This window comes from Actinokineospora pegani (assembly GCF_009745975.1).
Lineage (GTDB): Bacteria > Actinomycetota > Actinomycetes > Mycobacteriales > Pseudonocardiaceae > Actinokineospora > Actinokineospora pegani.
In genome coordinates, this window is sequence record NZ_WHOL01000086.1 from 46,454 (window position 1) to 68,095 (window position 21,642).

General features: G+C 72.7%; 29 protein-coding genes. 17 read left to right on the forward strand and 12 right to left on the reverse strand.

Annotated elements, in window-relative coordinates; genetic code table 11:
- The first annotated feature begins 15 nt into the window (after window positions 1-15).
- Window positions 16-786, forward strand: a complete 771-nt coding sequence (locus GCL84_RS14165) for an alpha/beta fold hydrolase (protein ID WP_156755924.1) — start codon at window positions 16-18, stop codon at window positions 784-786.
- 97 nt (window positions 787-883) lie between these two features.
- On the opposite strand, the gene GCL84_RS14170 is transcribed toward GCL84_RS14165, so the two are convergent.
- From GCL84_RS14170 to dhbA, 4 genes are all read right to left on the reverse strand, one after another.
- Window positions 884-1,534 (reverse strand): isochorismatase family protein, encoded by a 651-nt coding sequence (locus GCL84_RS14170; RefSeq protein ID WP_156755925.1) that lies wholly within the window; start codon window positions 1,532-1,534, stop codon window positions 884-886.
- 65 nt (window positions 1,535-1,599) lie between these two features.
- Window positions 1,600-1,809, reverse strand: a complete 210-nt coding sequence (locus tag GCL84_RS14175; protein WP_156755926.1) for a hypothetical protein — start codon at window positions 1,807-1,809, stop codon at window positions 1,600-1,602.
- Between the two features lie 292 nt (window positions 1,810-2,101).
- A complete protein-coding gene (locus GCL84_RS14180) occupies window positions 2,102-3,202 on the reverse strand; it encodes an isochorismate synthase (protein WP_156755927.1) in 1,101 nt (366 codons plus the stop codon).
- On the reverse strand, window positions 3,193-3,945 hold the full coding sequence (dhbA, locus tag GCL84_RS14185) for a 2,3-dihydro-2,3-dihydroxybenzoate dehydrogenase (protein ID WP_156755928.1): 753 nt from the start codon (window positions 3,943-3,945) through the stop codon (window positions 3,193-3,195). The genes GCL84_RS14180 and dhbA overlap by 10 nt, the downstream gene beginning before the upstream one ends.
- Window positions 3,946-4,001: 56 nt before the next feature.
- Between dhbA and GCL84_RS14190 the strand changes: the two genes are divergently transcribed.
- The 5 genes from GCL84_RS14190 to GCL84_RS14210 all read left to right on the forward strand — a co-directional run bounded on the left by GCL84_RS14190 (window position 4,002) and on the right by GCL84_RS14210 (window position 7,077).
- On the forward strand, window positions 4,002-4,400 hold the full coding sequence (locus GCL84_RS14190) for a fluoride efflux transporter FluC (protein ID WP_156755929.1): 399 nt from the start codon (window positions 4,002-4,004) through the stop codon (window positions 4,398-4,400).
- The gene (locus GCL84_RS14195) at window positions 4,397-4,741 is read left to right on the forward strand and encodes a fluoride efflux transporter FluC (RefSeq protein WP_156755930.1); all 345 of its coding nucleotides are present in this window, start codon (window positions 4,397-4,399) and stop codon (window positions 4,739-4,741) included. Before GCL84_RS14190 ends, GCL84_RS14195 begins: the two co-directional genes overlap by 4 nt.
- A gap of 153 nt (window positions 4,742-4,894) precedes the next feature.
- Entirely contained in the window at window positions 4,895-5,650 is a 756-nt protein-coding gene (locus GCL84_RS14200) for an SDR family NAD(P)-dependent oxidoreductase (RefSeq protein ID WP_156755931.1), read from the forward strand.
- A 21-nt stretch (window positions 5,651-5,671) separates the two neighbouring features.
- On the forward strand, window positions 5,672-6,511 hold the full coding sequence (locus GCL84_RS14205; protein WP_156756087.1) for a helix-turn-helix transcriptional regulator: 840 nt from the start codon (window positions 5,672-5,674) through the stop codon (window positions 6,509-6,511).
- The gene (locus tag GCL84_RS14210) at window positions 6,508-7,077 is read left to right on the forward strand and encodes a dienelactone hydrolase family protein (RefSeq protein ID WP_156755932.1); all 570 of its coding nucleotides are present in this window, start codon (window positions 6,508-6,510) and stop codon (window positions 7,075-7,077) included. The genes GCL84_RS14205 and GCL84_RS14210 overlap by 4 nt, the downstream gene beginning before the upstream one ends.
- Here GCL84_RS14210 and GCL84_RS14215 read toward each other — a convergent pair.
- Entirely contained in the window at window positions 7,070-7,564 is a 495-nt protein-coding gene (locus tag GCL84_RS14215) for a signal peptidase II (RefSeq protein WP_156755933.1), read from the reverse strand. The genes GCL84_RS14210 and GCL84_RS14215 overlap by 8 nt on opposite strands.
- 107 nt (window positions 7,565-7,671) lie before the next feature.
- On the opposite strand from GCL84_RS14215, the gene GCL84_RS14220 reads away from it, so the two are divergent.
- On the forward strand, window positions 7,672-8,193 hold the full coding sequence (locus GCL84_RS14220) for a thioesterase family protein (RefSeq protein ID WP_235926267.1): 522 nt from the start codon (window positions 7,672-7,674) through the stop codon (window positions 8,191-8,193).
- Between the two features lie 2 nt (window positions 8,194-8,195).
- Here GCL84_RS14220 and GCL84_RS14225 read toward each other — a convergent pair whose 3' ends face one another.
- Window positions 8,196-8,630, reverse strand: a complete 435-nt coding sequence (locus GCL84_RS14225; RefSeq protein ID WP_156755935.1) for a DUF1707 SHOCT-like domain-containing protein — start codon at window positions 8,628-8,630, stop codon at window positions 8,196-8,198.
- A gap of 103 nt (window positions 8,631-8,733) precedes the next feature.
- Between GCL84_RS14225 and GCL84_RS14230 the strand changes: the two genes are divergently transcribed.
- Window positions 8,734-9,369: a TetR/AcrR family transcriptional regulator gene (locus GCL84_RS14230; RefSeq protein WP_197523242.1), complete on the forward strand. Its 636-nt coding sequence runs from the start codon at window positions 8,734-8,736 to the stop codon at window positions 9,367-9,369.
- Window positions 9,370-9,424: 55 nt separating this feature from the next.
- Entirely contained in the window at window positions 9,425-10,297 is an 873-nt protein-coding gene (locus GCL84_RS14235; protein ID WP_156755937.1) for an NAD-dependent protein deacetylase, read from the forward strand.
- On the opposite strand, the gene GCL84_RS14240 is transcribed toward GCL84_RS14235, so the two are convergent.
- The gene (locus GCL84_RS14240) at window positions 10,298-10,504 is read right to left on the reverse strand and encodes a CsbD family protein (protein WP_156755938.1); all 207 of its coding nucleotides are present in this window, start codon (window positions 10,502-10,504) and stop codon (window positions 10,298-10,300) included.
- Between the two features lie 102 nt (window positions 10,505-10,606).
- Here GCL84_RS14240 and GCL84_RS14245 point away from each other — a divergent pair, with 102 nt between their 5' ends.
- Entirely contained in the window at window positions 10,607-11,314 is a 708-nt protein-coding gene (locus tag GCL84_RS14245; RefSeq protein ID WP_235926243.1) for a GNAT family N-acetyltransferase, read from the forward strand.
- Window positions 11,315-11,324: 10 nt separating this feature from the next.
- Here GCL84_RS14245 and GCL84_RS14250 read toward each other — a convergent pair whose 3' ends face one another.
- The gene (locus GCL84_RS14250; protein ID WP_156755939.1) at window positions 11,325-11,756 is read right to left on the reverse strand and encodes a DUF2000 domain-containing protein; all 432 of its coding nucleotides are present in this window, start codon (window positions 11,754-11,756) and stop codon (window positions 11,325-11,327) included.
- Window positions 11,757-11,805: 49 nt separating this feature from the next.
- Here GCL84_RS14250 and GCL84_RS14255 point away from each other — a divergent pair, with 49 nt between their 5' ends.
- Together GCL84_RS14255 and GCL84_RS14260 are read left to right on the forward strand one after the other, a co-directional pair.
- Window positions 11,806-12,624, forward strand: a complete 819-nt coding sequence (locus tag GCL84_RS14255) for an AraC family transcriptional regulator (protein ID WP_156755940.1) — start codon at window positions 11,806-11,808, stop codon at window positions 12,622-12,624.
- An 11-nt stretch (window positions 12,625-12,635) separates the two neighbouring features.
- Window positions 12,636-13,283 carry an HSP18 transcriptional regulator gene (locus GCL84_RS14260; RefSeq protein WP_235926245.1) on the forward strand — a complete coding sequence of 216 codons (648 nt, stop codon included), beginning with the start codon at window positions 12,636-12,638 and terminating at the stop codon, window positions 13,281-13,283.
- An 18-nt stretch (window positions 13,284-13,301) separates the two neighbouring features.
- Here GCL84_RS14260 and GCL84_RS14265 read toward each other — a convergent pair whose 3' ends face one another.
- The 4 genes from GCL84_RS14265 to GCL84_RS14280 form a co-directional block, all read right to left on the reverse strand.
- Window positions 13,302-13,664: a DUF6292 family protein gene (locus GCL84_RS14265; RefSeq protein ID WP_156755941.1), complete on the reverse strand. Its 363-nt coding sequence runs from the start codon at window positions 13,662-13,664 to the stop codon at window positions 13,302-13,304.
- A gap of 75 nt (window positions 13,665-13,739) precedes the next feature.
- Window positions 13,740-14,174 (reverse strand): Hsp20/alpha crystallin family protein, encoded by a 435-nt coding sequence (locus tag GCL84_RS14270; protein ID WP_156755942.1) that lies wholly within the window; start codon window positions 14,172-14,174, stop codon window positions 13,740-13,742.
- A 129-nt stretch (window positions 14,175-14,303) separates the two neighbouring features.
- Entirely contained in the window at window positions 14,304-15,281 is a 978-nt protein-coding gene (locus GCL84_RS14275; RefSeq protein ID WP_156755943.1) for an NAD(P)H-dependent flavin oxidoreductase, read from the reverse strand.
- Complete coding sequence (locus tag GCL84_RS14280) at window positions 15,278-16,444, reverse strand: acyl-CoA dehydrogenase family protein (RefSeq protein ID WP_156755944.1); 1,167 nt, start codon at window positions 16,442-16,444, stop codon at window positions 15,278-15,280. The genes GCL84_RS14275 and GCL84_RS14280 overlap by 4 nt, the downstream gene beginning before the upstream one ends.
- A gap of 160 nt (window positions 16,445-16,604) precedes the next feature.
- On the opposite strand from GCL84_RS14280, the gene GCL84_RS14285 reads away from it, so the two are divergent.
- The 5 genes from GCL84_RS14285 to GCL84_RS14305 are packed head-to-tail and all read left to right on the forward strand — an operon-like array spanning window position 16,605 to window position 21,584.
- Window positions 16,605-17,405 carry an enoyl-CoA hydratase/isomerase family protein gene (locus GCL84_RS14285; protein WP_235926247.1) on the forward strand — a complete coding sequence of 267 codons (801 nt, stop codon included), beginning with the start codon at window positions 16,605-16,607 and terminating at the stop codon, window positions 17,403-17,405.
- Window positions 17,402-19,045, forward strand: a complete 1,644-nt coding sequence (locus GCL84_RS14290; protein ID WP_156755946.1) for an AMP-binding protein — start codon at window positions 17,402-17,404, stop codon at window positions 19,043-19,045. The genes GCL84_RS14285 and GCL84_RS14290 overlap by 4 nt, the downstream gene beginning before the upstream one ends.
- Window position 19,046: 1 nt before the next feature.
- The gene (locus tag GCL84_RS14295; protein WP_156755947.1) at window positions 19,047-20,213 is read left to right on the forward strand and encodes an acyl-CoA dehydrogenase family protein; all 1,167 of its coding nucleotides are present in this window, start codon (window positions 19,047-19,049) and stop codon (window positions 20,211-20,213) included.
- A gap of 10 nt (window positions 20,214-20,223) precedes the next feature.
- Window positions 20,224-21,117 carry an HpcH/HpaI aldolase/citrate lyase family protein gene (locus GCL84_RS14300; RefSeq protein WP_156755948.1) on the forward strand — a complete coding sequence of 298 codons (894 nt, stop codon included), beginning with the start codon at window positions 20,224-20,226 and terminating at the stop codon, window positions 21,115-21,117.
- An 11-nt stretch (window positions 21,118-21,128) separates the two neighbouring features.
- Entirely contained in the window at window positions 21,129-21,584 is a 456-nt protein-coding gene (locus GCL84_RS14305; protein ID WP_156755949.1) for a MaoC family dehydratase, read from the forward strand.
- Window positions 21,585-21,642: the final 58 nt, after the last annotated feature.

Consider the following 21,642-nt stretch of genomic DNA (forward strand, 5'->3'; position numbering starts at 1 on the left):
ACAGGAGTCCCACCTGTGCGCCAGGACGGTTTCACCGCCACCGACGGCACCCCCATCGCGTACTACGACTGGCCTGGCGACGCCGACGCTCCCCCGGTGCTGCTGCACCACGGGTTCGTCGCCGACACCGCCTCGAACTGGGTCGACACCGGCGTCGTGGCCGCGCTGACCGCCGCAGGCCGCCGGGTGGTCGGCATGGACGCGCGCGGCCACGGCGCCTCCGGCAAGTCCGGCGACCCGGCCCGCTACGGGGAGGCGACGATGGCCAGGGACCTGATGGGCCTGATCGACGAGTTGTCGGCCCCCGCGGTGCACCTCGTGGGTTACTCCATGGGCGCGGTCGTCGCGCTGATAGCCGCCACCCGCGACGCCAGGATCACCCGCGTGGTGGCGGGCGGGGTCGGCAGCGGCGTGGTCGAGGTGGGTGGGGTGGACACCCGCGCGGGCTCCGCCGAGCTGATCACGGCCGCCCTCACCGCCCCCTCGCTCGCCGAGGCGCCGCCCGCGACGCGCCCCTTCCGCGCGCTCGCCGACGCGCTGGGCTCGGACCTGCCGTCGCTGGCGGCCCAGGCGTCCGCGCTGCACCGCAAGCCGTTGGACCTGGCGGGGGTGCGCGTCCCGACCCTCGTCCTGGCCGGGGTGGACGACCCGCTGGCGACCAGGCCCGGGGTCCTCGCCGAGGCCGTCGCGCAGGGCGCGCTGCGGGTCGTGGCGGGCGATCACCTGACGGCGACGCGCGACCCGCAGTTCACAGCGGCCATCGTGGACTTCCTCACCGTGGATTGAGTCCTACTGGGACTCTTCGGCTGACGGCGTGCTCACTGGCCGCAGGCGGGCGCGTCGCCGGGCAGGTCGTGGGCGCGAGGCTATTGCGGCGCCTGGCTCACGCGGACACCGCCCCGACGGCGAGCCGTTCCAGGACGGACTCGGTCGTCGCGGTCACCGCGCAGCGGTCGGCCGCGTAGCGCAGCGCCATCTCGTGGTCCGCGCGGGAGAAGTCGGCGACCGCGTCGGCGACGAGAAAGGCCTGGATGTCCTGCATGAACGCGTCGGCGGCGGTCATCAGGCAGCCGATGTGGGCGTACACGCCGGTGATGACCAACTGGTCGCGGCCGTGCCGGTCGAGCACGTCGCGCAGACCGGTGCGGTGGAAGGCGTTGTAGCGCCACTTGGTGAGCAGGATGTCGGCGTCGTCGGGGGCCAGCTCGTCGATGATCCCGGCGTCGGCCTCGTCGCCGACGCCCGCGCCCCACATGTCCCACTGCAGCCCGCGCTGGGCGGCGGTCTGCCCGCCCGGCTGCGCCGAGTACACCACCGGGACACCGAGCTGCCAGGCGCGCTCGCGCAGCGCGCGGATGTTGCCCACCAGGTCGACTGTGGGCGAGGCTCCCCGCGGGAACACCCGCAGGAAGTGCCGCTGCATGTCGTGGATCAGCAGGACGGCGCGGTCCGGGCGCGGCACCCAGTCGACGCGGTTGGTCGGCAGCTCGTGCGCCTCGGGCATCGGGTACGGCGGGATGTCGGGCAGGCCCATGTCAGCGGCTGGTCCTCTCAGGCGAGCCGAACTCGTGCTCGGCGATGGCGCGGCGCAGGTCGGTCTTACCCATCCTTCCGACACCGGTATGCGGGGACGCGGATCGCGCAGGGGCCCGCAGGCACGTCGACCTGCGGCACCTCGAGGCTGTTCAGCGGCCCGGCGCCGGTGCGCGCGACGGCGTTCTCCAGCGGCGGCACGAGCGAGACCAGGGTGGCCTTCTCCCGCTGCGCCAACGGGAACGCGTTCTCCGGGCTGCCGTCCTCTGTGGGCACGACCCGCGTGCACAGCCAGGCCACCCGGCGAGCTGTGCGCCACCAAGTGGCTGGTCTCGAGGCCGCGGGTGCGGACGCTGTGGCGGTAGTCGTCGTGGGTGTGCGGGATGAGCTTGGGCGCCCCGGTGCTGCCGCCGGACGACTGCGGGAACGCCACCCGGTCCGGCGTCGTCGCCGAGCACGTGGCGCAGCGACGGGGCCCGCGGGAGCACCTCGTCGGCGACCCCCAGCCGGACGGCGGCGCGCTCGCCGAACGCGGCGGCGAAGGGGAGGGCGCCGTGGACCGGCGTGGTCACCGGCCGGTCCCCAGCCCGAGCGCGGTGAGCAGGGTGCCGAACTTGGCTGTGGTCTCGGCCAGTTCCGCGGCGGGGTCGGAGTCGGCGACCACGCCCGCGCCCGCGTAGAGCCGGGCGGTGGCGCCCTGGATCAGGCCGCAGCGCAGCGCGATCACCCACGCGCCGTCGCCCGTGGCGTCGGTCCAGCCGACCATGCCGGTGTAGAACCCGCGGTCGACCGGCTCCAGCTCGCCGATGGCCGCGCGGGCCAGGTCCGTCGGGGTGCCGCAGACGGCGGGGGTGGGGTGCAGGGCGGTGGCCAGGTCGACCGAGGTGATCGCCGGGTCGACCAGGGTGCCCGAGACGCGGGTGGACAGGTGCCACATGGCCCTGGTCGACAGCAGCTCGGGGACGTCGGGGACGCGCAGGTCGCGAACGAACGGGCGTAACCGCTCGGCGATGTCCTCGACGACGAAGCGGTGCTCGGCGCGGTCCTTGGGCGAGCGCAGCAGCGCCGCGGCGGCGCGGCCGTCGGCGACCGCGTCGGCGTCGCGGCGGGCGGACCCGGCCAGCGGGTTGGCCAGCACGCGCAGGCCGCGGCGGGAGACGAGCAGCTCCGGGGTGGCGCCGATGAGCGTGCCGTCGCCGGTCTCGACGGCGAAGGTGTTGCCGCCGGGGTCGCGGGCGGCCAGCGCGGCCAGCGCGGCGGGGATGTCGAAGGGCTCCTCGGCGGTGGCGAGCAGGGTGCGGGCGAGCACGACCTTCGCCACCCCGCCGGGGGCGCGCAACCGCTCGACGGCGCGGCCGACGGCGGTGAGGTAGCAGTCGCCGGAGGGCTCGGCGGCCACGGTGGCGCGTACCGGGGCCACGGCCCTGGCCGCGACGGGGGTCGGGGCGGTCAACCGCTCGGGCACGACGAGCCGGGCCGGGCGGCCGGGCAGGAACGGGATCGCGCCGACGACGACGGTCCCCGCGCCGTGGGCGCGCAGCGCCTCGGGCAGGTCGGCCAGCGACTCGACCACGGCGCGCTCGCCCCGGCCGAGCAGGGCGCCCTGCGGACCGGTCAGCAGGAAGTCGCCGGGCCGGTAGGTGGTCTGGGCGGGGGCCGTCAGGCGCACAGCGAGGCACCGCCGTCCACGTAGATGTTCTGCATGGTGATGTGCCGGGCCTGGTCGGAGACCAGGAAGAGCACCGCGTCGGCGACGTCGGCGGGCGTGGCGATGCGGCCGAGCGGCACGCCGTTCCAGAACCTCTCGGGGCGGCCCGCGACGAGCTCGGCGGCCCCGCGCTCCTCGTCGTCCCACATCGAGCGCTGCATGGGGGTGTCGGTGGAGCCGGGTGAGACGATGTTGCAGCGCACGCCCGAGCCCGCGAGCTCCAGGCCGAGGCAGCGGGTGAACGTCATCGCGGCGGCCTTGGAGGCGGAGTAGGCGGCCAGGCCCATGCGGGGCACGCCCACGGAGTTGGAGCCGATGGTGACGATGGCGCCGCGCTCGCGCCGCACCATCCGGCGCGCGACCGCCTGGGAGGTGTGGAACACGCCGTCGAGGTTGGTCCGCAGCACCTGCGCCCAGTCCTCGGGGGTGATGTCGACGACCGAGCCGGTGCGCAGCACGCCCGCGACGTTGACCAGGATGTCGATCGGCCCGGTGCCCGCCTCCACCTCGGCGACCGCGGCCTCGACGGCGTCGCGGTCGCCCACGTCCACCCGGCGCACCCGGTCGGCGCCGCCCGCCCCGGGGTCCACGTCCAGACCGACGACCACGCACCCGGCCGCGACCAGGGCGTCGACGACGGCCGCCCCGATGCCCCGGCCCGCCCCCGTGACCAGGGCTACCCTGCCCCCGAGCCCCTCGACCATCTTCGTCCTTCCCGCCGCCGACCATGCACCAGCGAAGTTAGGCTAACCTAATTCGAATGGCAAGATCTTGGTGGTGCGCACGGCCCGGAGCCGGACCCCTCGGCGCGATCGCGCTGGGGGGTGGTGTGGGCGCCCTCGCCAGGTACGGGCTGGCAGAGGCGATCCCCGCCACGCCGGGCGGCTTCCCGTGGGCGACCTTCGTCACCAACGTCTCCGGGTGCCTGCTCATGGGAGTGCTCGTGGTGGTGATCACCGAGCTGCGCGCACCGCACCCGCTCGTCCGCCCGTTCCTCGGCGTCGGCGTGCTGGGCGGGTTCACCACGTTCTCGACCTACGCCGTGGAGACCACGCAGCGCCCACCCGGGCTCGCCGTCCTCTACGCCGCGGCAACGCTGATGGCGGCCCTTGTGGCGGTCTTCGTGGGCGCGTGGGCGACCAGGGCGGTGGCCCGGTGACGGCGCTGGCGGTCTTCCTCGGGGCAGCCGTCGGCGCGCCCGTGCGGTACCTGGTGGACCAGGCGGTGCGCGCCCGGCTGGGTCCGTCGGCGCCGTGGGGCGTCGTGGCGGTCAACGTCGTGGGCAGCGGCGTCCTCGGCGCGCTCGCGGGCGCGACGGGGACGGTGGCGGCGCTGGTGGGCACCGGGTTCTGCGGCGCGCTGACGACCTACAGCACGTTCGCCGCCGATGTCCTGCGGCTCCTCGAGGAGCGCAGGGCGGGGCGGGCGGCGCTCACCATCGGGGTGACCATGGGCGCGGGTCTGGCGGCCGCGCTGGGGGGCGCGGCCGTCATGGGCTAGGGAAGTGAGCTCGGCCCAGTGGCGAAGATCGCGACTGCTCGGGCGGGCGTCTCGGGGGATTCCCGATCCCTGGACAAGCGGTGCCTTCCAGCACCGCCTGGGCGGGGACAACCTCGAGGTGTCAGGACACCCCAGGACGGAAGAGGTCCGAGCATGAGCAGGATCGCACTGATCACCGGCGGCAACCGCGGCCTGGGCCGCGCCTCGGCGCTGGCGCTGGGCGCCGCGGGGACCGATGTCGTCATCACCTACCGCTCGCACGCGGACGAGGCCGCCGAGGTCGTCGCCGAACTGACCGCGATGGGGCGCCAAGCCGCCGCGCTGCGCCTGGACACGACGGAATTCGGCGCATTCGCGGCCTTCGCCCGGGAGCTGGCGGGCGTGCTGGCCGCCCGGTGGGGCCGCGACACGGTCGACGCGCTGGTCAACAACGCGGGCGCCGCGGCCGTGTCGCCGCTGGGCGAGACCTCGGCCGCGACCGTGGACTTCCTGGTCGACGTGCACTTCAAATCGGTGGTGCTGCTGACCCAGGAGCTGCTGCCGCTGCTGGCCGACGGCGGCCGGGTCCTCAACACCTCCACCGGCCTGGCCCGGTTCACCGGCCCCGGGTACTCCGTCTACGGCTCGGTCAAGGCCGCCGTGGAGACCTACACCCGCTACCTGGCCCAGGAGCTGGGCCCGCGCGGCATCGCGGTGAACGTGCTGGCCCCCGGACCGATCGCGACCGACTTCGCGGGCGGCGCCCTGCGCGACGACGAGGGCTACCGGGCGGCGCTCGCGGCGCGGACGGCCATGGGCCGGGTGGGGTCGCCCGACGACATCGGCGGTGCGGTGGCCGCGATCCTGGCCCCGGGCGCGGGGTGGGTCACCGGCCAGCGGATCGAGGCCTCCGGCGGCTCCCGGCTGTAGGGTCGGCACGCGATGAACACCGTGGACAGGGCCCAGTTGGCCGACTTCCTGCAGACGCGGCGCGACGCGCTGCAGCCGGAGGACGTCGGCCTGCCGCGCGGGCCGCGCAGGCGGACCGCCGGGCTGCGCCGCGAGGAGGTCGCCGCGCTGTGCGGCATGTCCGCCGACTACTACACCCGGTTGGAGCAGCGGCGCGGCCCGCAGCCCTCGGAGCAGATGCTGGCCGCCATCGCCAGGGGGCTGCGGCTGTCGCTCGACGAGCGCGACCACCTGTTCCGCCTGGCCGGGCACAACGCGCCCGGCCGCGGCGCGCTCGGCGACCACATCGGCCCCGGGATGACGCGCATCCTCGACCGGCTGGCCGACACCCCGGCCATGGTGGTCACGACCACCGCGGAGACGCTGCGCCAGACCGACCTGGCGGTGGCCCTGGTCGGCGACGAGACCCGGCACACCGGGCTGATGCGGAGCATGGTCTACCGGTGGTTCACCGACGCGGGGACGCGGTCGCTGTTCCCGGAGGAGGACCACCGGGAGCACAGCCGGGTGTTCACCTCGGACCTGCGCGCCGCCTACTCCCGGCTGGGCGGGCGCTCACGGGCCGGGGAGCTGGTGGACGCCCTGCTCGACACCAGCGCGGAGTTCCGCGAGCGCTGGGAGGCGCACGAGGTCGGGGTGCACCGCGTGGGCCCCAAGCGGCTGCTGCACCCGGACCTGGGCCTGCTCGTGGTGCACTGCCAGACCCTGCACGACGCGGACCACTCCCAGGTTCTGCTGGTCTACACCGCCACCCCCGGCTCGGAGAGCCACGAGAAGCTCCGGCTGCTGCCGGTGCTCGGAGAAAGGCGCACAACCCCATGAGCCGTGAGGTCCTGCTGTTCCACCACGCCCTGGGACTCACCCCCGGTGTGCTCTCCATCGCCGACGACCTGCGCGCCGCCGGGCACACCGTGCACACACCAGACCTGTTCGGGGGCAGGACGTTCGACAGCGTCATCGAGGCCGTCACCCACGCCCACGACATCGGGTTGGACGAGATCACCGCGCTCGGGGTGGCCGCGGCGGCCGACCTGCCGCACGACGTGGTCTACGCCGGGTTCTCGCTGGGTGTGCTGCCCGCGCAGAAGCTGGCGCAGTTGCGGCCGGGCGCGGGCGGGGCGCTGCTGTTCCACTCGTGCCTGCCGCTGGAGACCTTCGGGCCGTGGCCCGCGGGCGTCCCGGTGCAGGTGCACGCGATGGACGAGGACCCGTTCTTCGTCGACGACGGCGACCTGGCGGCGGCGGAGGCGCTGGTGGCGGCCGTGCCGGGGGCGGAACTGCACCTGTACCCGGGCAAGGGGCACCTGTTCGCCGACCCCTCGCGCGGCGACCACGACCCGGACGCGGCGGCGCTGCTGCTGCGGCGGGTGCTGGCGTTCCTCAACTGAGGCGCGCGCGGTCCTCGGCGTCTCGGGCCATGAGCATGCTCACGACCCGGCCCGCGAGGATGAGCACCACGCCCACGGCGATCAGGACGTCGTCGAGGTTGAACGTGGGCAGCCAGGGGTGGTGCAGGTAGTCGGTCACCATGCCGTCGTCGGCGCGGTCGATGAAGTTCGCCGCCGCGCCCGCCACCGCGAGGGCCAGCCCGACCCGGCTGACCGCGTCGAGCCGGGGCGCCGAGAGCAGGCCGAGCACCACCGCGCCCGAGGTCAGGGCCGTCATCCCGATCCACACGGCGGGACCGGCGCCGACCCCGAAGGCGATGCCGGGGCTGACGTCGAGCCGCAGCACGACCGGGCCCAGCGGCACCGAGCGGCCGTCGGCGAGGACCGAGGCCAGTGCCGAGTTGGCCATCAGCAGCGCCGCGATCAGCACGACCACCGCGCCCACCAGCGCCATCCTGGTCCACACGCCGTGTAGGTCCTCAGTCACTGATCCCACCCTACTGGCGGTCGCGCGGTGTGACGCACGGCCTGTTCGCCGGGTGGGAGGCGAACAGGCAGACTCCGGTGCGAGCCGAGGGGAGCACGCCCGTGTCGATGGGGTTGCGGTTGCTGCGGGTGGCCCTGCCCGCCTACCTGCCCGCCCGGGCGGGGGCCGACGTGCTCGCCCCGGCGACCACCCGGTTCCTGGTGGTCCCGGGCGACCTGGACGTCCTGCGGCACATGAACAACGGCAGGTACCTGTCCATCATGGACGTGGCGAGGATGGACCTGTTCACCAAGACCGGCCTGTGGCGCACCGCCGCCGACAACGGCTGGCACCCGGTCGTGGCCGCGCAGACCATCGCCTACCGCCGCTCGCTGCGGCTGTGGGAGCGGTTCACGGTGCGCACGCGGCTGATCGGCGTCGACAGCCACAACCTCTACTTCGACCAGCGGTTCCGACTGGGCGAGGTGGAGTGCGCGCGGGCGGTGGTCGGCTGCCGCTTCCTGCGCCGCACGGGCGGGTCGGTCACCCCCGCGGAGCTGGCCGAGGCGTTCGGCGGGTTCGGCGAGCTGCCCGAGCTGCCCGCGTGGGTGCCGCGGTGGGCGACCGACCTGCGGGCGGCCACGGCCTAGGCTCAGTGCCGCCAGGCCGGGATCTGGCGGCGGTCCTGCCTCTCCCGGTGCGACGAGGCGGACTTGTAGGTCACCGCGGCAATGGCGATCGTGGGGATCAGCAGCCACACCGGCCAGAAGTGCACGTCGTCGGAGAACTGGAAGTAGACCAGCCCCCAGACGAGCAGGTTGATGGCGACGGTGACGATCCACCAGGTCCAGACGACGCGGACCCATTTGGGCACGCGCGAGGGCTTCCGCGCGACCTGACCGGTGCTGATCGGCAGGTCGGTGAACAGCGCGGAGATGTCGCCGTAGGTGGCGGCGGCGCCGACCTTGGTGAGGCGCTCGTCGTACTCGGTGAGCGTGAGCCTGCCCTGGGCGTGGGCCGCGCGCAGCTCGTCGGCGGCGATGCGGCGGTCGTCGTCGGAGATGCGGGTGTCGCGGCTGTGCGCCATCGTGACGGGTCCCCTCGGCCTTGATCTGACACGACATCGTGTCAGACGTTCTGGACTGTGACGATGTCAGTAGGCTGCGGCCATGGTCAAGAGCGGACAGGCTGTGACTGACGCCACTTCAGGCGCCCGCCGCTATGGTGGCCGGGAAGCCAGCGAGCGCCAGGACGAACGCCGGACGCGGCTCGTCGACGCCGCGCTGGACCTGTTCGGCACCCAGGGCTACGCGGCGTCGTCGGTCAAGCACGTCTGCGACCGCGCCGGGCTGACCCAGCGCTACTTCTACGAGTCCTTCACCGACCGCGAGCAGTTGCTGCGCCACGTCTACGACCAGCAGACCGACCGCGCCCGCGCCGCCGTGTCCGACGCGGTCGCCGGGGCGGGTGAGGACATGGCCGACCGCATCCGGGCCGGGTTGACCGCGCTGATCGACACGCTCACCGCCGACCCGCGGCGGGGCCGGGTGATGCTCATCGAGATCGTCGGCGTCAGCCCCGAACTGGAGACCCACCGGCGCGGGGTGATGCACGAGTTCGTCCGCTACATCGCGGGCCTGGTGCCGGACGAGGCCGGGACACTGCCCCCGCACCGGCTCGAGACCGGGGTGATGGTGCTGGTCGGCGGCGTCACCGAGGTGCTCGTCGACCACATCCTCGGCTACCGCTCCACCCCGGCGCCGGAGCTGGTGGAGATCATCGCCGCGCTGTTCTGGGGCGGCTACCGCGCGCTCGGCAAGTGCTGATCGCGCCCGCTCAGACAGCCCGGCCCCAGGACGGGAACCGGCGTAAAATGGGGACGTGCGGACCAAGCCGACCCTGAGCTTCACCCCGATCGGACCGCCACTGCCCCGGACCAGGGAGCTGGGCCCGGTGGTGGAACTGGTCGCCGGTGGCGGGGTCCTGGTGCTCAGCGGGGCCGGGTTGTCGACCGAGTCCGGCATCCCGGACTACCGGGGCCACGCGGGCAGCCTGCGCAAGCACACCCCGATGACCTACGGCGAGTTCGTGGGCTCCGCCGACGCGCGGCGGCGCTACTGGGCCCGCAGCCACGTCGGCTGGCGCACGATCGCGCGGGCCGATCCCAACGCCGGGCACCGCGCGGTGGCGGAGCTGCGCCGGGGCGGGCTGGTGGCGGGGGTCATCACGCAGAACGTGGACGGACTGCACCAGGCGGCGGGCACGACGTCGGTCGTGGAACTGCACGGCGGCCTGGACCGCGTGCTGTGCCTGGATTGCGGGGACGTCACCGCGCGCGCCGAGTTGGACCGGCGGTTGGCCGCGGCCAACCCCGACTTCGCCCACACCACGGCCGAGGTCAACCCCGACGGCGATGTGGCACTGCCGCAGCACCTGGTTGACCGCTTCCACGTGGTCGACTGCTCAGGCTGCCACGGGACCCTGAAACCGGATGTCGTCTTCTTCGGCGAGAACGTGCCCCGCCCCCGCGTGGAACTGTGCAACGCCCTGGTCGACCGCGCCCGCGCCGTCCTCGTGCTGGGCAGCTCCCTGACGGTCATGTCCGGTCTGCGCTTCGTCCGCCGCGCCCACGCCGCGTCGATCCCGGTCGCGATCGTCAACCAGGGCGAGACCCGGGGCGACCCCCACGCGGCGCACCGCGTGGACCTGCCCCTGGGTCCCGCGCTCACCGATCTCGCGCGCCTGCTCGCGTGATCAGCGCTTGATCGACCTCTTCACCTTGTCCGCGGCGTCGCCCACGGCGTCCTTGACGTCGTCGGCGGCCTTCTTCAGGCCCGCCTTGGCCTGGTCGTACTTGCCCTCCTGGCGCAGCTCCTCGTCACCGGTGACGGTGCCCGTCGCCTCCTTGGCCTTGCCGCCCAGGTCCTCGGCCTTGTTCTCGAACTTGTCGCCGACCGACATCGTGCCCTCCTCGTGAACCACTGTTGCCTACGGCAGGTGAGGTACCCAGGAGGGTGCACAATCACTCGCTGGTGTCGTCTTCGTCTCCAAGGGAGCGTGAGTGTGAGCACGGACGCGGTGCAGGCCCGGCACGAGCGGGTGGACGTCCTCGACCACGTGGTGTGGTCGGCGCTGGCCGGGCCGCTGGCCGGGCTGGCCGTGCGGCGCGGGCGCGCGGCGCGACTGCCCGCCGAGGTGTCGCCGTTCTGCGCGGTCGAGCCGGGCAGCGGGGCGTGGGACGACCTGGCGCGGCTGATGGGGCCGGGTGGGGAAGTCCTGCTCGCCGACCCGGACCCCGGCATCCCGCGCGCCTGGGAGCGGTTGGCGACCATCGCGGGCGTGCAGTTGGTCGACGACGGCGTGGTGGGCGAGGTCGCCCCCGAGGTCGTCGCGCTGACCCGCGCGGACGTGCCGGAGATGCTCGACCTGACCGCCCGCACGCAGCCGGGCCCGTTCCTGGACCGCACCATCGAGATGGGGTCCTACCTGGGCGTTCGGGACGGGGGCGGGCTGGTGGCGATGGCGGGCGAGCGGATGCGCGTGCCCGGCTGGACCGAGATCAGCGCCGTGTGCACCGCTGACTCGCACCGCGGCCGGGGCTTGGCCTCGACGCTCGTCCGCGCCGTCGTCGCGGGCATCCGCGAGCGCGGCGACCGCCCGATGCTGCACACCGGGGCCGCCAACACGGGCGCGATCCGGCTCTACGAGGAGCTGGGTTTCCGGCTGCGCCGCGAACTCGACTTCGCCTCGTTCCGCGTCCCGGGGCTCTGACCACGCTCGCTCAGGGGTGCATCCGCGCCCCCTTGAGGACCTTGTCGACGGTGTTCTTGGGGCCGTGGACGCCGATGCCCACCAGGTCCAGTCGCGAGCGCGGCACCGCGGCGACGGCCGCCCGGTTGTCCCGGTCGTTGCCGGTGGCGAACAGGTCCGCGGTGAAGACGGAGATCCGCAGACCCCGGCCGAGGGCGCGCTCGTGCGCGGCGGTCACGGTCTCCTCGCCGCCCTGGAGCACGAGCACCGGCTGGCCCAGCATCGGCAGGTACTCGGTGCCGTCCGCGTCGAGGTAGGGCTCGCCCACGCGCTCGGGCACGGCGGCGGTGAGCCCGCTGACCAGGAAGGCGGTGACGTTCAGCTCCTGCCACGGCAGGAGGCCGTCGCGCAGCAGCACGGCGAACTTGGTGTCGAAGCGAACTGGCTCGTTGTCCTGTGTCACCCCGACAGTCTCAGCGGGTGCGCGGCTCCCGGTCTTGTACGTTCTTAGCGTGCCCGACCGCGCCGAGATCTCCGCCTGGCGGCCCTCGCTCGCGGGCGTGCGGGAGGTGCTGCACGCGCGGTTCACCGAGCACGCCTACCCCGCGCACACGCACGACGCGTGGACGGTGCTGATCATCGATTCCGGGGCCGTGCGCTACGACCTCGACCACCACGAGCACGGCGCGCTGCGCTCCCAGGTCACGATCCTGCCCCCGCACGTGCCGCACGACGGCCGCAACGCCACCGCCGACGGGTTCCGCAAGCGGGTCATCTACCTGGAGCCCGACACCCTCGACCCGGCGCTGGCGGGCGCGGCCGTCGACAACCCGGCGGTCGTCGACCCCGTCCTGCGCGACCGGGTCGACCAGCTCCACCGGGTGCTGGCCCCGCACCACGAGGACCTCGAGGCCGAGAGCCGCCTGGCCCTGATCCGCGACCGCCTGCTGCGCCACCTCGGCCGCCCCGAGCAGCACGCCCCCGACGACGCCACCCTCGCCCACCACCTTCGCGACCTGCTCGACAGCCGCACCGTCGAGGGCCTGCCCCTCGCCGAGGCGGCCGCGGTCCTGCACGCCCACCCCGCCCATCTCGTCCGCTCGTTCAGCGCCGAGTTCGGCCTGCCGCCGCACCGCTACCTCACCGGCCGCCGCCTCGACCTGGCCCGCCGCCTGCTGCTCGAGGGCCTGCGCCCCGCCGAGGTCGCCCCGGCCGCGGGTTTCTACGACCAGAGCCACCTCACCCGCCACTTCAAGCGCCTCTTGGGCGTCCCGCCCCACCGCTTCCGCTCGGTCCCCCGACGCTTTGGCGACACCGCACCCGTGGTCTAAAATGTCGTCTTATGGACGACGAATCTCGAGTCATCGAAAGGACGACTTTTGCGGAGAGCCCAGAGGTCGTGCTGCGCGGGGTGCTGCGCGCCCTCGACAAGGCGAGGGCGGGCACCGCGGAGGTCGAACCGCTGCTCGCGGCCCTGACCGCGCTGCGGGAGCTGCGTGACCGGATGGCGGCGTGGGAGCCGGAGTTGATCGGCGCCGCGCGCGCGGCGGGAGCCAGTTGGGCGGCGTTGGCCCCCGCGCTGGGCGTGACCAGCAGACAGGCCGCCGAGCGCCGGTACCTGCGGCTGCAGCCGACCGGGGGCGATGAGACCACCGGGGAGCAGCGCGTCCACACCCGCCGCGACCAGCGCGCGGGCGATCGCGCGGTGAGCAAGTGGGCGCAGGACAACGCGCGCACCCTGCGCACGCTCGCCGCGCACATCCACGGCCTCGACGACCTGGACGACGCCGCCAGGGAACAGGCCGACCGCATCGGCACGGCACTGGGCGACAACGACCCCGAGCGCTTGCTTCGGCCCCTGAGCGAGGCCCGTTCGCACCTGGCGGGCCGCCAAGACCTGGTCGACCGGCTGGACTCCATCACCGAGCGGACCGACACGGTCCGCCAGGAGGCCGCCGACTCGCGTCGCGCCGGGAAGCCCGCTCGCTGACCCGGGTCGGGTGTGCGCTCAGGACAGGAAGCCCTCGGTGACCGAGTCCAGGAACTCCGCCACGGCCCCGGGTGCGGGCCGGGGCGTGTCCGCGCTGAGACGGGCGACGCGGGTCAGGTCGGTCCCGGCCTCCTGCGCCACCGACCAGCCCTGGTCCTCGTCCCACACCAGGGCCAGCGGCCGGTCCGGGTGCGCCGGGCCGCGCACGTCCAGTGCGATGTAGACGGAGACGGGGCTGTCTTGGTCGACCATCACCGATTCGACCCCGACGCCCACGGCCTCGGCGACCGCCCGCGCGTAGCGCCAGACCGCGATGTGGTCCACGACGAGGTGCGCGGGCTCGACGATGGGATCAGCGATGGGATCAGCGAGCAGGGTCATCTCTCCACCTCCCGGATCGAGTGCCGCCGACGCGAGGACAGGCCCGGGACGCGAGCGTCCCGGGCCTGCGCGCCGTCAGCCTTGGATCTCCTGCCTGCGATCGGCGGCCCCCACCGCGATCCGCCTCGGCTTGGCCTGTTCGGCCACGGGAATCCGCAGTGTCAGCACACCCGCGTCGTAGGACGCGGCGATGTTGTCGGTGTCGAGGGTGTCGCCCAGGAACAACTGCCGGGAGAACACACCCAGCGGCCGCTCGCTGACCTGGACCTGCACGTCCTGGTCCGCGATCGGCCTGCGCTCGGCCTTCACGGTCAGCACGTTGCGCTCCACGTCGACCTCGATGGCCTCCGGGGCCACCCCCGGCAGGTCGAAGCTGACCACGAACTCCTGACCCGACCGGTAGGCGTCCATCGGCATGGCCGTGGGCTTGGACCACGTCCCGGAACCGCCGCCGAAGAGCTGCTGGGTCAGCCGGTCGAACTCCCGGAACGGGTCGGTGCGCATCAACATCGTTCCACCTCCTGCTTGGGTCATTCCCTGTTGTCAACACGCAGGAGCAGTTATATCAGGTCATCGGAATGATGACAACCAGAGCGTCATCGTGAGGATGACAACAGGGCGCCCGGGTGGTCCGGGGCATCAGCGGACGAGGCCGGGCAGAGTCCGCGCCATCAGCTCCTCGGCCTCGCCGACCAAGCGGTCCACCAGCTCGGCCACCGTGGGCACGTCGTGGATGAGCCCCTGCGACTGACCGGCCCACCACATGCCACCGTCCACATCGCCCGCGGCCAGCACCCGCTCCCGGCCGCGGGCGCCGGAGGCCAGCTCGGCGACGTCGTCGAAGGTGGTCCCCCGCTCGTCCTCGATCCGCCGGATCCGCGCGCTGACGTCGTTGAGCGCGACCCGCGCGGTGTTGGCGAACTTGCGGAACACCAGGGCGGTCGCCCGCTCGTCGTTGGCCACGATCCGGTCCTTGACCCGCTGGTGGACCGGAGCCTCGGCGGTCGCGACGAAGCGGGTGCCCATGTTGACCGCCGACGCGCCCAGGGCCAGGGCCGCGACCAGGCCCGCGCCGGTGGCCAGGCCGCCACTGGCGATGAACGGGATGTCCAGCGCCCGCGCGGCGGCGGCGAACAGCACCAGCCCCGGCACGTCGTCCTCGCCGGGGTGGCCCGCGGCCTCGAAACCGTCCACGCTGACCGCGTCGACGCCCAGCGACTGGGCCTTCACCGCGTGCCGCACCGACACGGCCTTGTGGATGACCTTGATCCCGGCCGCCCGGAACGCGGGCAGGTGCTCGGCCGGGTTGCGCCCGGCCGTCTCCACCACCGGCACGCCCGCCGCGACGATGGCGTCCCGGTACTCGGCGTAGGGCACCGGCCGGGCGGTCGGCAGGATCGTCAGGTTCACCCCGAAGGGCTGGTCGGTCATCGAGCGGCAGCGCTCGACCTCGGCGACCAGCGCCTCCGGGGTCGGCTGGGTGAGCGCGGCCAGGAACCCCAGCGCGCCCGCCTCGGCGACCGGGGCGACCAGGTCCGCGGTGCCGACCGCGGTCATCCCGCCGCACACGACCGGGTGCCGCACCCCGAACGCCGCCGTGAACCGGGTGCTGATCACGCGCGCTGGTCGAACTTGCGCCCGAGCAGCTCGGACACGATCCGCACCCGCTGCATGGTGGGCGTGCCGCCCGCGATGGCCCAGCCGTGGGCGTCGCGGTGCAGCCGCTCGATGCCGTACTCCTCGGAGTAGCCGTTGCCGCCGTGCAGGGTGATCGCGGCGTCGGAGACGCGCTTGCCCGCCTCGTTGGCCGCCCGCTTGGCGATCGACACCTGCAACGACTGGGGGATGCCGCGCCCGGCCTCCAGCGCGGCCCGGTAGATCAGCAGCCGGGCGGACTCGACCTGGACCACCATCTCGGCGAGGTCGGCCTGCACCGCCTGGAACTCGATCAGCGGCTTGCCGAACTGCACGCGGGTGGTGCAGTAATCGATGCTGCGGTCGAGGGCGGCCTGGGCGATGGCCATGCTGACCGTGGAGTTGCCCAGGCGCTCCAGGGAGAAGGCGTTGAACAGCGTGCGGAAGCCGTCGCCCGCGTCGACGAGCAGGTTCTCCGCGGGCACGAGCACGTCGTCGAAGTGGATGTCGCGCGAGGGGATGCCGCGGAAGCCCATCAGCTTCTCCCGCGCGCCGAAGGACACGCCGGGGGTGTCCCTCTCGACCAGCAGCGCGCCGATCCCCTTGGCGCCGGGGGCGTCGGACAGCCGCACGTAGAGCAGGTACAGCTCGGCGTGCCCGGAGTTCGACACCCAGCGCTTCATGCCGTTGACCCGGTAGCAATCCCCCTCGAGGGTGGCCTTGGTGGTCATGTCGGTGGCCGCGGACCCGGCGTCGGGCTCGGAGATCGCCACGGCCATCGACAGCTCGCCCGCGACGATGCCGGGCAGGTACTTGGCCTTCTGCTCCGGTGTGCCGATCCGGGCGAGCACGCTGGCCGGGCCGGTGTTGGACTCGAACACCTGGAACGCGGCCGGACGGCAGACCTTGGCCAGCTCCTCGATGACGATCAGCGCGTCGAGGATGGGCGCGCCGCCGCCGCCGTGCTCCTCGGGCAGCGCGATGCCCAGGTACCCCAGCTCGCCGAGCAGGCGGCGCTCCTCGATCGGGAACTCGACCCGGTCGCGGTCCCACTCCTCGGCCTTGGGCGCGTAGCGCTCGCGGGCGACCTTGGCCGCGGTCTCGCGCAGGGCCACCTGCTCATCGGTCAGCGTGAAGCCGGTCATCGGCCCGTCCTCTCCGGTCTGCTGTCTATCGTCGTACCGACGCGCTAATGATTAGCATGGTTTCGCGAAGCTGGTCAAGATGGACAGCGCTTCTCCTGCGGAAACACCGGCACGAACGAGGTCTTGACTTGTATCAATGCTCATAATTAGCCTCTGTTGCGTGCTCACATCCGACAGTGCTGTCCAGGTCGACGAGCGCGGTGAGACCCGGTGGATCACCCTGTCCGCGCCCGCCCGTCGCAACGCCTACGACGAGGAGATGGCCGAGGCCGTCGCCCTCGCCATCGAAGCCAGCAGCGACGTCCGCGTCGTGGTGCTGACCGGCGCCCCCGGCGCCTTCTGCGCGGGTGGCGCGCTCGCGGGCATGGCCGAGCCGACCACCGGCGCGATGCGCAAGCTCTACCGCTCCTCGCTGCGCATGTTCGACGCCATCCGCACCTGCCCCCGGCCGGTCATCGCGGCGGTCAACGGCGCCGCCGCGGGCGGTGGCAACGAGCTGGTGGTGGCCTGCGACTTGGCGATCGCCGCCGAGTCGGCCACCTTCGGCCAGACCGGCCCCCGGGTCGGCTCCGCCCCCGTCACCGGCGCCACGAACGTCATGGGCGTGCAGATCGGGGAGAAGCGGGCCAAGGAGCTGGCGATGCTCTGCCGCCGCTACTCCGCCGCGCAGGCCCTCGACCTGGGGCTGGTCAACGCCGTGGTCCCGGACGCCGAACTGGAGGGCGCGGTGATGTCGTGGGCTGACGAGCTGTGCGCGCTCAGCCCGCGCTACCTGGAGATCACCAAGATCAGCTCCAACGTGTGGTGGAACGCGGCCCGCGACTCGTTCTCCTCCGGCCTCGGGATGCTCGTGCAGGCGGTCGGCAGCCCCGACATGGTCGAGGGCGCGCAGGCGTTCCTGGAGAAGCGCCCGGCCAGGTTCACCCTCGACCCCGGCGATCAGCGAAAGGGAGACTCATGATCGAGTACCCGCCGTTCACGCTGAACTTCCCCGAGTGGACCGACTGGCGCCTCGACCACGTGCTGCGCCACCACGCGGGCGCCACCCCGGACAAGGTGTTCCTCGACGTGATCGACGAGGACCGGGTGTGGACCTACGGCGAGGTCCTGGCCGCGGCCGAGCGCGGCGCGCAGGAGCTGATGCTGCGCGGCGCCCAGCCCGGCGAGCGGCTGATCATCATGGCCGACAACTCCTCGGAGCTGGTCCGGTCCTGGTTCGGCTCGGCGCTGGCCGGGCTGGTCGAGGTCCCGCTGAACACCGCCTACGAGCACAACTTCCTCGCCCACCAGATCCGGGTGTCGCAGCCGCGCTGGGCCGTCGTGGACGACGTCTACGCCGCCCGGTTCGCCGACGACGGCGTGCTGGCGGCGTGCTCGGGCGTCGACCGGTTCTGGGTCGTCGACACCGGGCACCTGGCCGAGGCGCTGGCCACCTTCGAATCGCTGGGCAAGACCGCCGCGCCGTGGTCCGAACTGGACCGCCCGGTGGAGATCGAGCTGCCGTACCCGACCATCCGGGCGCAGGACCTGGCGTCGATCTTCTTCACCTCCGGCACCACCGGCCCGTCCAAGGGCGTGGCGATGCCGCACGCGCAGATGTACTTCTTCGCCCAGGAGGACGTGAACCTGACCAGGTTCACCGCCGACGACACCTACATGTCGGTCACCCCGCTGTTCCACGGCAACGCGCAGTTCCTGGCCGCCTACCCGGCGCTGGTCGCGGGCGGCACCTTCGTCACCCGCCGCAAGTTCTCCGCGTCGCGCTGGATCGACCACGTGCGCGACCACGGGGTCACGGTCACGAACTTCATCGGCGTGATGATGGACTTCATCTGGAAGCAGGCCCCGCGCGCCGACGACCGGGACAACAAGCTGCGCGCGGTCTACGCGGCGCCGACCGCCAGCTCGATCGTGCACGAGTTCCAGGAGCGGTTCGGCATCGAGGCGTTCGTGGAGGCGTTCGGGCTGACCGAGACCTCCATGCCGTTCATGACCCCGTACGGGGTGGAACGCCCGCCCGGGGCCGTGGGTGTCCAACTCCACGAGTGGTTCGACGTGCGGCTGGCCGACCCGGAGACCGACGTCGAGGTGCCGGTGGGCGCGCTGGGCGAGCTGCAGATCCGGCCCAAGCGGCCGTGGACGGCCAGCATGGGCTACTACAACATGCCGGAGAAGACCGTCGAGGCGTGGCGCAACCTGTGGTTCCACACCGGCGACGCCATGGTCCGCGACGCCGACGGCTGGTTCTACTTCGTCGACCGGTTCAAGGACGCGCTGCGCCGCCGGGGCGAGAACATCTCCTCCTACGAGGTGGAGCAGGCCATCCTCGGCCACGACGCGGTCGTCGAGTGCGCGGTGATCGGCGTGCCCGCCTCCGTCGAGGCGGGCGAGGACGAGGTCATGGCCTGCGTCGTGGTCTCGGGGACCGTCGACGCCGCCGAGCTGTGGACGTGGTGCGGCAAGACGCTGCCCTCGTTCGCGGTGCCCCGGTTCATCCGGTTCTGCGAGGCGCTGCCCAAGTCGCAGTCGCAGAAGATCCAGAAGGCCGCCCTGCGCGAGGACGGCATCACCGCAGAGACCTTCGACCGCGAGTTGGTGTGACATGTCTTTTGAGAAGAACGACCTGCACGAGGACATCCGCCGCGCGGTGCGCGACATGATGGAGCCGTTCGACGACAACTACTGGATGGAGCACGACAACTCCCACGAGTTCCCCTGGGAGTTCTACAACGCCGTGGCCAAGCAGGGCTGGCTGGGCATCACCATCCCCGAGGAGTACGGCGGCGGCGGGCTCGGCGTGACCGAGGCCGCGATCGTCGAGCAGGAGATCTCCGCCTCCGGCGGCGGCATGAACGCCTGCTCGGCCGTCCACATCGGCATCTTCGGCTTCGACCCGATCATCCGGCACGGCTCCGACGACCTCAAGCAGCGCTTCCTGCCCCGGGTCCCGTCCGGCGACCTGCACATCTCCTTCGCCGTGACCGAGCCGGACGCGGGCACCGACACCACCGGCATCACCACCTTCGCCCGCGAGGTCGACGGCGGCTACCGGGTCAGCGGCAAGAAGGTGTGGATCACCAAGGCGCAGCAGGCCGAGCGGATGCTGCTGCTGGTACGCACCACCAAGCGCGAGGACTGCGCCAAGCGCACCGACGGCATGACCCTGCTGTTCGCCGAGATGGACCCCGAGCACGTGCAGATCCGCGAGATCCCCAAGATGGGGCGCAACGCGGTCAACACCAACGAACTGTTCATCGACGACCTGTTCGTCGCCGACGCCGACGTCGTCGGCGAGGTCGGCAAGGGCTTCAAGGCCATCCTGGCGGGCCTCAACGCCGAGCGGATCATCGCCTCCAACGCCGCCCTGGGCATCGGCCGCGCGGCCATCCGCCGCGCCACCGCCTACGCCAAGGAGCGCGTCGTGTTCGGCCGCCCGATCGGTCAGAACCAGGGCGTGGCGTTCCCGCTGGCCGAGGCCCTGATGCGGCTCGACGCGGCGGAGCTGATGGTCAACAAGGCCGCCTGGCTGCTGGACAACGGCCAGCCCTGCGGGCGCGAGGCCAACATGGGCAAGTTCCTCGCCGCCGACGCCGCGTTCAAGGCGGCCGACGTCGCGCTGCAGACCCACGGCGGGTACGGGTTCGGCAAGGAGTTCCACGTCGAGCGCTACTTCCGCGAGGCCCGGCTCAAGCGCATCGCGCCGATCAGCCAGGAGATGGTCCTCAACTACCTCTCCGAGCACGTGCTCGGACTCCCCCGCTCGTATTAGGAGGCAGGCCATGAAGCCCTATCGCTCGGTGCTGTTCGTCCCCGCCCACAAGACCTCGTGGTTCTCGAAGGCCGCCGAGTCCGGCGCGGACGCGGTGTGCTTCGACCTGGAGGACTCGGTCCCGGCGCACCTGAAGGAGTCCGCGCGGCTGGAGGTGCGGGCCGCTGTGGAGTCGCTGTCGGCCTCGCACCCGGCCATGGGCCTGTTCGTGCGGTGCAACTCGCTCGGGACCGGGCTCGCGGGGCTCGACCTGGAAGCGGCCGTGGTGCCGGGTCTGACCGGGGTGTTCGCGCCGAAGGTCGACACCGCCATCGACGTGATCCGCTACGACACGCTGCTCGACCACTTCGAGGCCCGCGCGGGCGTCTCCGGACTCGAGTACATCGTCCCGGTGGAGACCGTGCGCGGGATCGTCAACTGCGAGGAGATCGCGGCGGCCTCGCCGCGCGTCGGCGCCATGATCGGCCCGACCGCCGAGCACGCCGACATCGCCAAGGCCGTCGGGTTCGAGTGGACCCCCGAGGGCCTGGAGTCGGTGTACCACCGCACCCGCATCCTCATCGCGACCAGGGCCGCCGACCGGCACCCGCTGACGGCCCTGTGGGAGCGCATCCGCGACCTCGACGGCCTGCGGGAGTTCTCGCGGCGCGGCCGGGGCATGGGTTTCCGCGGCCAGATCGTGCTGCACCCGACGCACGTGCCCGTGGTCAACGAGGTCCACACCCCCGACAAGGCCAGCATCGAGTTCTACCAGGGGCTGCTGTCGACCTACCAGGAAGCCGAGGCCCGCGGCGACGGCGCGGTCATGTACGGCGACATCCACGTGGACAAGGCCCACGCGGACAAGGCGACGGAGTGGCTGGCGCGCGTCGACCAGCTCGCCTCGCTCAACGGCGGAATCTGAGGGAGAACGACATGGCAGGCTTGTACTTCGAGGAGTTCGAGGTCGGCAGGGAGTACCGCCACGAGTGGTCCCGCACCGTCACCGAGACCGACACCGTCATGTACTGCTCGATCACCATGAACCCCGCGCCCATCCACCTGGACGCGCACTACATGGAGACCACCATCCACAAGCAGCGCCTGGTGCCCAGCCTCTACACGGCCGGGCTCATCGGCGGCATGATCGTGCACGACCTGACCCTGGGCACCACCCTGGGCAACCTCGGCTACACCAAGTTCGACTTCCCCAACCCCGTCTTCCACGGCGACACGCTCCGCGCCGAGACCACGATCCTGGACAAGCGCGAGTCCAAGTCCCGCGACGACTCGGGCATCGTGTTCTTCGAGCACCGGGGGATCAACAACCGGGGCGAGCTGGTGCACGTCGCCCACCGCGCCGGTCTGATGCTGCTCAAGCCCCGGGGGTGACCCCTGGCGGGCGAGGCGCGGGGTCCCGCCCGCCAGGTCTGCGGCCGCTCGGAGCCCC